The organism is Bradyrhizobium sp. S3.2.6, assembly GCF_040546885.1.
GTDB classification, from domain to species: domain Bacteria; phylum Pseudomonadota; class Alphaproteobacteria; order Rhizobiales; family Xanthobacteraceae; genus Bradyrhizobium; species Bradyrhizobium cytisi.
In genome coordinates, this window is the sequence record NZ_JBEPOS010000052.1 from 1 (window position 1) to 7,228 (window position 7,228).

Genomic DNA, 7,228 nt, shown 5'->3' on the forward strand with positions numbered 1-7,228 from the left:
CGCCATCCTGCCATGATACAGCTCCTCGTTTCGCCGACCGCAAACGAGGAATCCGCCAACAACCCGTCCGTTCCACCAATTCAACCCGCTCCACCGCGCAGGTTTCATGGAATCGGTCGTCTAGGGGAGTCCACAGGACTTGATCGCATGCGGTCGTGCGGCACGTGTCGAGCTAGTTTTGTGTGTGAGCACGGAAATGATGCCGCGCCCTAACGAATCCGACCATTGATCAGAAAACGGGCAAGGTGACGTGGTGGCTCAACAAACTTGGTCGGCCAGCCTCCTCGGAGTGAAGGCGCAAGTAAAAGACATCTCGCACCGAAATTGCTGTCCGACGCTTTCGAGTGATCGTTGCCGGTCGCTACCGTACGAGGCAGCCCTCCTATGTTCGCATTGACGCTTTTGGGTTGCACAAGCAGCTCTCATCCGGGTGTCCGGGTTTAGGTGTCGGCATCGCGGACAAAGAAGTGACGGACAACAACTCGAAGGAAGCAACGCAAGCAAATGGAGTGACGCATTCGCGACAGAATGTGGTCACCGGCAACTAGCCATGGGGTTTCGACCGTGCCTGTGGAATTTCGAGATCTACGCTGGGCGATCGTCGCGTCCCAGCACCGAAGCCTACGCCAAGCGGCAGAAGCGCTCACCTAATGGTTGGCATCCGCCCGAGGAAGAGTTCTCCACCAGTGCTGGCCTAGCTTGTCAGGTGTGTCGCGCTCGCAACGTCACAATTGTTCCATTGGCCTTCGAATCGTTTTTGACTTCACAGGGTGGCGAGTCCGGCGTTTGATTATGGCGGACCCCGGGGTAAGGTCTTTTGTCTCGAAGACATTTTGAGGCGGGTTCAAGAGGCCGCTGTCCAGCGCCAGCGGTCTCTTCGTTAGCTTCATCGGGAAAGTTCGTCCGATGCCGACGCAAGTATGGGCTATCGCCACGTCAATCGGCTGGACAGTCGTCGTGGCCGCGATCCTGCTCTATTTGATCTTCAGCCCTGGCTAATCCGGTGCCTCTTAAAGGGGGGTGAGACGCCTAGTCGTCGTGATTGCGCAGCCGTGGCCACGGGACTGCCGGGCGCATAGGGGCCGTGCCAAAAAGAGGACCTACAAGCGCCCCGCCGAATTGGGAAAGTCCGCGGAGGAGAAATCGCTGTCTGCCGGAGCCTTGAAAGGACACGCCGAACGTGAGGTGACGCCAGCCGCAGTGACTACGCGGCTGCCACGGATCGCGAGCAATCACCGATCGTAGTCGACATCGACATCGATATCGGCATGCCGATCGCGGCGGTGATGCTGTTGCTGCCGTTGGCTTCGACAACGACATGTCGACCGATGATGATCGGCACCATATTGCCGATCATCACGATGCTGCTGGCGGCCGTCGGCGGAAACTATGCCTCACCGAGCAGTCGACGGCATTGCCCGGCTCTTGCGATCAGGTGCTTGGCGAGATGCCCGATGATAGCATTGTCCAATCCGTCTTTCTGCGCTTTGGCATGAGCATCCGTACCCGCAATCAGCCAATTGAAGCCTAGAGCGTCGACAAACGTGTCAACGTCGGCGACGCGATCCGTGGAGTAGGTGCGCAAAAGCTCGATCACATCGGCAGGGCTTGGTCCGCCATCGTTTTGATACTTCATGGTCGGCAGGATGCCGAGCGCCTGGCAGATATCTTCCTGGTGGACTCAAAGTCGAAGGAATCGTCGCCCGGCCTACACTCGTCATCGAGCGCAGCGAGGGCATCTCGACCAGCGACGTCGGAGGCGTTCCGTCTGAATCATCCGGTGCCGACTCCCGCCGTCTGACCTGTCGCGACGCTTAACTTCTGCGTTCACAACCAAGTTTTTGACGGATTTCACCACCGCGATTGTGTGAAGTTGCGATGTATGCGTTGGAGCTACAGCGAGGAAGCAGCATCGGGAGCGAGCTGGGGGATTGCAGTTCATCGAGGTGACATCCAGCGCTTGGCCGGTCGAGTCGGTCAGCCAAACATCAATCCGCTCTGTTGAACTCTGCTGGCGCGGAACAGTCTAACGATGGAGCTCCTAAGATCCGATGGCCCCGAATTTGCCTAGTCTAACAACACGGCTCGGAAAGGGCTCTGCCGCCGGTCAGGATGTACTTAGGCGATTCACGTGGGAGATCAGATCTATCAATGTGTGTCTGGACGAACTTCGCTATTTCCAGGCGAATGCGCTCGGTATTACTGGACCGCAAATGATGATCCTGATGGCGCTGACTGAATTGGAACGGAATGACGGGGTTCCGGTCAACGTGGTTGCAAAGTTGATGGAGGTGGGTTCGGCCTTCATCACGAAGCATTCGAAGGAGCTCGAGAATAAACGGTTTGTGCGGCGCGAGCCCTGCACGAAGGACGCCCGCGTCGTACACCTGTCGCTAACAGACAACGCTCGCAAACGTCTTGCGAGCATCGCGGCACAGCAGGAAGAGATCGATCAGTTTGTTTTTGATTATCTCGGCATTAAGGAATTCGCCAAATTGGCTAGCTGCCTCAGCGGAGTCAGGCATCGGCTGGAAAAAGCTCGCCTACAGGCTGAACTAAAATCCTGAGATCAACTGAAACAATCCAGGGGCGACGACAAAGATCTGCACGCATCTTTCGCTACCCGTTCACGCGATGGACGGTGCTCTTGGCAATCCCGGTCTCTTTGGCGATGGCGCGCACGCTCCAGTGTGTTGCGGCCTTGGGCTTGCGGGCCAGTGTCTTGGTGATCAACTCGGCCACCGCCTCATCCTCAACCGTGGGGGCCTGCCGCTACGCATCTCGTCGTAGAGCCCCTCGATCCGATTGGTGATGAAGCGATTGCGCCATTTGCCGATCGTACGGGGGCCGACGCCAAGCCGCGTCGCCACGACGGCGTTGCTGGGCTCGCGCTCGCACGCCAGCACGATCTTCGCCCGCAATGTCAGTGCCGCCGGCAAAGAGCGCGACCGCGTTATGGCCAAAAGATGCGTGCGTTTGTCGCTCGATATCGTTAGTGTCGCCTTTGGGCGTCCGGTTCGCATCGAGTAGCTCCTTCGATCAGGATACCCGAAACAACTGCAATAATTATGCTACGAACTTACGGGACGGTACACTACGCCGCCTTGTGCGCCAGGCACCGTCACTCATTTCTATGCCAAATCGGTTGGCTTCCGCCCGAGGAAGAACTCTCCGCCGATGCTGGCCTAGCTTGTTAGGTGTGTCGCGCTCGCAACGTCACAATTGGTCCATTGGCCTTCGAATTCGTTTTTGACTTCACAGGGCGGCGAGTCCGGCGTTTGATTATAGCGGACCCTGGGTAAGAGCTTTCATCTCGAAGACGCTTCGAGGCGGGTCCAAGAGATCGCTGTCCAGCGCCAGCGGTCTCTTCGTTCGCTTCATCGGAAAAGGCGGTCCGATGCCGACGCAAGTATGGGCTCTCGCCGCGTCGATCGGCTGGACAGTCGTCGTGGCCGTGATCCTGCTCTATTTGATATCAGCCCTGGCTAATCCGGCGCCTGTTAAGGGGGCGAGACGCCTAAACGTCGTTAATTGCGCAGCCGAGTCCGCGGGCATGCCGGGCGATAGACAAGATACAAGGCTGATCGTGCGACCTTAAAAGGAAAAATCTGCTTCCACGTGTCGGGCGGAGGGTACCTAAAGGCGAAACGAGGCATCACGAATCGGAGATTGAAGGGGCGTTCGCCTGAAGAAATAGCCTGCGCGCGATCCACAGCTCGCTCGAGCGACGCTTCTGTTAGTCGGACCATCAGCAGTTTGGATAGCGGCGGGGCCGTATGGCAAGCCGATAAATCTGCAATAAGGATCTCGGGAGCGGCAATACTGTCGGAATGATGCTCAGACCGCCAACAGGCACCCTACTTCTTTAAGAACCTCGGCAGAACGGTTGCGAGGGGTACGGTACTGAGCGGTCGCCCCACCTCATCTGCGATGACCAAGACCTCCGACACGGCTGGCGTACCGCTCTTGATCGCTTCGGCTAGCAGCTCGCGCGCAGCTAATACGGCCTCACCCTCAGCCGCAGATAAATCTGGCAGCTCTGTTCCTTCCTCATCGAGCGTAATCTCGTCGCCGGCACGTAGGTGAAAGTAGAAACGTCTCAAAGCGAACTCCAATTTAACAGAGACCTATTTGGCGGATTTTCGCTGACGTATACCACGCTGGCAGGAGGCAGCGAGCGCCGCCAATTGGGACTACGCAACAATCGGGTCTTGAAACAAGGGTTACTTTGATGCTGTACAGTAACGACATGTCGATATTGATAAATGCAACGAGTGGCTCGTTGACGCTTAAATTCCGCGTTCGAGCGCTTCTTTCGACGGATTTCACCACACCGATTGTCCGATAGTTGCGCAGCATTTGAGTCCGCAAGGCCAGTGTTAGCGCTTTGCCGAAGACATCTTCGAAGGGCGGCCCCGGATCTTGCGGCGGACGGATCGGTGGGTCGGTCGAGCGGGGTGCGCAGCATGGTGGTGGTTGTCCAGCCTTCTTAGGCCACCTAGTGGAGCGCGCACGCGCATTTCGATGAAGCAATATGGCTGGTGAAGCGTCTAGTCATTTTATGCTGAACGCTGCTGTGATTTCGGCCGGCGGCGCTCTCGCGCAAGCTGGGCTTCGTCGCGTCGCTCTTTAGCCGCTCCGACCACCCAGCCATCGGCGATTCAAGCGACGCCAAGCTGATCGGAAGTTTGACGATAGTGCCCGACGATCTGAGCGCGCTGTGAAGTTTGATTGGGTTCGCGCGGACAGTATTGTCCCTAAATCTGCGCTAAGGGGAGACAGACAGACGATGCCGCCGGATTTGCCTAGCCCAGCAAGACAGGTCGCCGGTAGCTCTGCCGAGATTCAAGAAGTGGTCCGGCGATTCACGTGGGAGATCAGATCGATCAATTTGTGTCTGGAGGAACTTCGCCAATTCCGGGGCGATGTACTTGGCATTACTGGGCCACAGTGGATGATCTTGATGGCCTTAACGGAGTTGGGCAGAGATGGCGGTGTCCCGGTCAACGTCGTGGCCAAATTGATGCACGTTGACCCTTCGTTCGTTACGAGCCAATCAAAGCTGCTGGAGAAAAACGGCTTCCTGCGGCGCAAGCCCTGCACACGCGATGGCCGGGTCGTACAGCTGTCGCTGACGGACAAGACTTCCAAGCATCTCGCGAGCGTGGCCGCACAACAGGAAGCACTCGATGAATTTGTTTTTGGTGATTTCGGCACTGGCGAATTGACCGAGTTCGCTGATAGGCTCACAGCACTCAGGAATCGCCTAAAGAAAGCTCGCTTGAAAGTCGCTCTGGAGTTCTGAGGACCAAAACGCAAACGCACAATCTTCGAAAGTTGTGGCTGTCTTGCTCATGTCTGATCAATTTCCAACGTTCGCGATTTTCTTAAAGCAGCGCGGGCGAAGGTGGTTGTGGTCGGTCTGCACGACCGAAGGCCCGCTGGTTGTGACGGGTTCAGGAAGCAGCCGATCCGCTGCCAGGTATGACGCCAAATAGGGCGGCCTTTTCTATTGCCTGCTGAGCGCGCCCTATCATTTGCGACTTTCGGATCGAGCGATCCAGGCTAATCAAGAGGCTCGCCCTCGGGTATGAGCGAATCTTGCACAAAATGATTCCAAAATGCGCCACTTATATCATCGTGAATGAAGTATTCCATACATAGCGCTACCGACGGGGCAAGAAAGCCAAACCATGTTTCTCCTCAACCAGCACGTCGACCACCGCACGCCCCTCGATGCCTCGGACGCCGTCACGTTGAGCGTCGAAGCCGCTCGCGAGGTCGAGCGGTTTCTCAAGCAACGCGATGGCCACAAGGAAACCCCTCTTATTTCTTTGCCAGGCCTTGCCCGCGAGATTGGAGTGGGTTCGATCCATCTAAAGGACGAAGGCCAACGTCTCGGCCTTGGGAGTTTCAAAGCCTTGGGCGGTTCCTATGCTGTGATCCGTCTGGTGCTCGAGGAAGCAACTCGGCAGCTCGGTCGCGATATTGACGTGTCCGAGCTGCACACACCTGAAGTGAAGACCGTGGCAAGAGGTATGACGCTCTCTTGCGCCACGGATGGCAACCATGGCAGATCAGTTGCTCAAGGCGCCCAGCTCGTTGATGCAAAATGCGCCATCTTCGTTCATTCAGGCGTGAGCAACGAGCGCATCACCGCCATCGCCGGCTTTGGCGCGCAGATGATCCGCGTCGACGGCAACTATGACGATTCCGTCGTCCAAGCATCGCGAGTTGCAGCTCAAGAAGGTTGGATCACAGTGTCTGACACGTCCTGGCCTGGCTACGAGCGGATCCCCCGCTTTGTAATGCAGGGATACACCGCACTTGTGAGCGAAGCACTACGCCAGTTGCCGGAACCGCCGACACACGTCTTCATCCAGGCAGGCGTCGGTGGGATCGCCGCAGCCGTTGCTGGACATCTATCAATTCTGTTGGGCGACGACCGCCCGTTCTTCACAGTTGTCGATCCCTCGCGGGCAGCATGCCTCTTCGAAAGCGCACGGGCCGGGCATCCTGTCAAGGTAGATCATGGGCAATCGACCGTGATGGCGATGCTCGAATGCTACGAGCCTTCGCTCGTCGCTTGGCGCATTCTTTCCCGCACAGCGGATGCTTTTATGACTGTCGACGACGAGAACGCAATCAGCGTGATGAAACGTCTGGCAAATCCGAAGGATGGCGATCCCGCTGTCGTTGCAGGCGAAAGTGGTGGTGTTGGCCTTGCAGCCTTACTGAAGGCTGCTTCTGACCCGACCTTGCGTGGTAAGATTGGTCTTGGGCCCAATGCCCGGGTCTTCCTGATCAACACCGAGGGCGCGACAGATCCTCTCCTGTACGAACAGCTCGTCGGTGCGACGCCTGCGCAAGTGACCGCGAAGAATATTAAGCCGATCAAGAACAGGTCAACGGATGGGGCGAGCTCGTGAGCCTTTCGTAAGCCGTCCCATCCGGACGCCCTGGGAGACTGGCCAGCGTTCCGCCCCTTACAGAAAGGCTCATCGCCGAGCAGAGGCCGCCCCCTGCGCGGCGCAGGGGTTCATGTCCCTTCGAGCTGGGCACGCGGATTGACTTACTTAGAATGAGGGGTTTGAGATGCGCCGGTCCTCTCTGACTTGTCGGCCGGACTCAAAGTAAGCGCTTAGCCGCAACCCTATTGAGGCTGGCTTGACGTTTTGCGGAATCGCCACGGCATGAGGTCTTCGATACGGCTATGGGGATGGCCGTC

7 protein-coding genes and 1 pseudogene are annotated in these 7,228 nt (G+C 57.4%); 3 read left to right on the forward strand and 5 right to left on the reverse strand.

Annotated elements, in window-relative coordinates:
- Positions 1–1,204: 1,204 nt before the first annotated feature.
- A complete protein-coding gene (locus ABID58_RS37035; RefSeq protein ID WP_354037759.1) occupies positions 1,205–1,357 on the reverse strand; it encodes a hypothetical protein in 153 nt (50 codons plus the stop codon).
- Positions 1,358–1,387: 30 nt separating this feature from the next.
- Positions 1,388–1,669: pseudogene (locus ABID58_RS37040) on the reverse strand (HipA domain-containing protein); the annotation flags it as partial.
- A 382-nt stretch (positions 1,670–2,051) separates the two neighbouring features.
- Here ABID58_RS37040 and ABID58_RS37045 point away from each other — a divergent pair.
- On the forward strand, positions 2,052–2,567 hold the full coding sequence (locus tag ABID58_RS37045; RefSeq protein WP_502916464.1) for a MarR family winged helix-turn-helix transcriptional regulator: 516 nt from the start codon (positions 2,052–2,054) through the stop codon (positions 2,565–2,567).
- 52 nt (positions 2,568–2,619) lie between these two features.
- Here the strand turns inward: ABID58_RS37045 and ABID58_RS37050 are convergent, their stop codons facing one another.
- The 3 genes from ABID58_RS37050 to ABID58_RS37510 form a co-directional block, all read right to left on the reverse strand.
- Positions 2,620–2,742: a helix-turn-helix domain-containing protein gene (locus tag ABID58_RS37050; protein WP_144030609.1), complete on the reverse strand. Its 123-nt coding sequence runs from the start codon at positions 2,740–2,742 to the stop codon at positions 2,620–2,622.
- Entirely contained in the window at positions 2,730–3,023 is a 294-nt protein-coding gene (locus ABID58_RS37055; protein ID WP_085398908.1) for a helix-turn-helix domain-containing protein, read from the reverse strand. Before ABID58_RS37055 ends, ABID58_RS37050 begins: the two co-directional genes overlap by 13 nt.
- Positions 3,024–3,857: 834 nt before the next feature.
- The gene (locus ABID58_RS37510; protein WP_502916465.1) at positions 3,858–4,115 is read right to left on the reverse strand and encodes a DUF6894 family protein; all 258 of its coding nucleotides are present in this window, start codon (positions 4,113–4,115) and stop codon (positions 3,858–3,860) included.
- Positions 4,116–4,789: 674 nt separating this feature from the next.
- Here ABID58_RS37510 and ABID58_RS37060 point away from each other — a divergent pair.
- Both ABID58_RS37060 and ABID58_RS37065 read left to right on the forward strand, forming a co-directional pair.
- Positions 4,790–5,305: a MarR family winged helix-turn-helix transcriptional regulator gene (locus ABID58_RS37060; protein ID WP_354037760.1), complete on the forward strand. Its 516-nt coding sequence runs from the start codon at positions 4,790–4,792 to the stop codon at positions 5,303–5,305.
- 388 nt (positions 5,306–5,693) lie between these two features.
- The gene (locus tag ABID58_RS37065) at positions 5,694–6,929 is read left to right on the forward strand and encodes a diaminopropionate ammonia-lyase (protein WP_354037761.1); all 1,236 of its coding nucleotides are present in this window, start codon (positions 5,694–5,696) and stop codon (positions 6,927–6,929) included.
- The last annotated feature ends 299 nt before the right edge of the window (positions 6,930–7,228 follow it).

Bases quoted from the DNA above. Each gene is read 5' to 3' on its own strand.
- ABID58_RS37035 (WP_354037759.1), bottom strand. From the start codon at position 1,357: ATGATCGGCAATATGGTGCCGATCATCATCGGTCGACATGTCGTTGTC.
- ABID58_RS37045 (WP_502916464.1), top strand. From the start codon at position 2,052: ATGGCCCCGAATTTGCCTAGTCTAACAACACGGCTCGGAAAGGGCTCT.
- ABID58_RS37055 (WP_085398908.1), bottom strand. From the start codon at position 3,023: ATGCGAACCGGACGCCCAAAGGCGACACTAACGATATCGAGCGACAAA.
- ABID58_RS37060 (WP_354037760.1), top strand. From the start codon at position 4,790: ATGCCGCCGGATTTGCCTAGCCCAGCAAGACAGGTCGCCGGTAGCTCT.
- ABID58_RS37065 (WP_354037761.1), top strand. From the start codon at position 5,694: ATGTTTCTCCTCAACCAGCACGTCGACCACCGCACGCCCCTCGATGCC.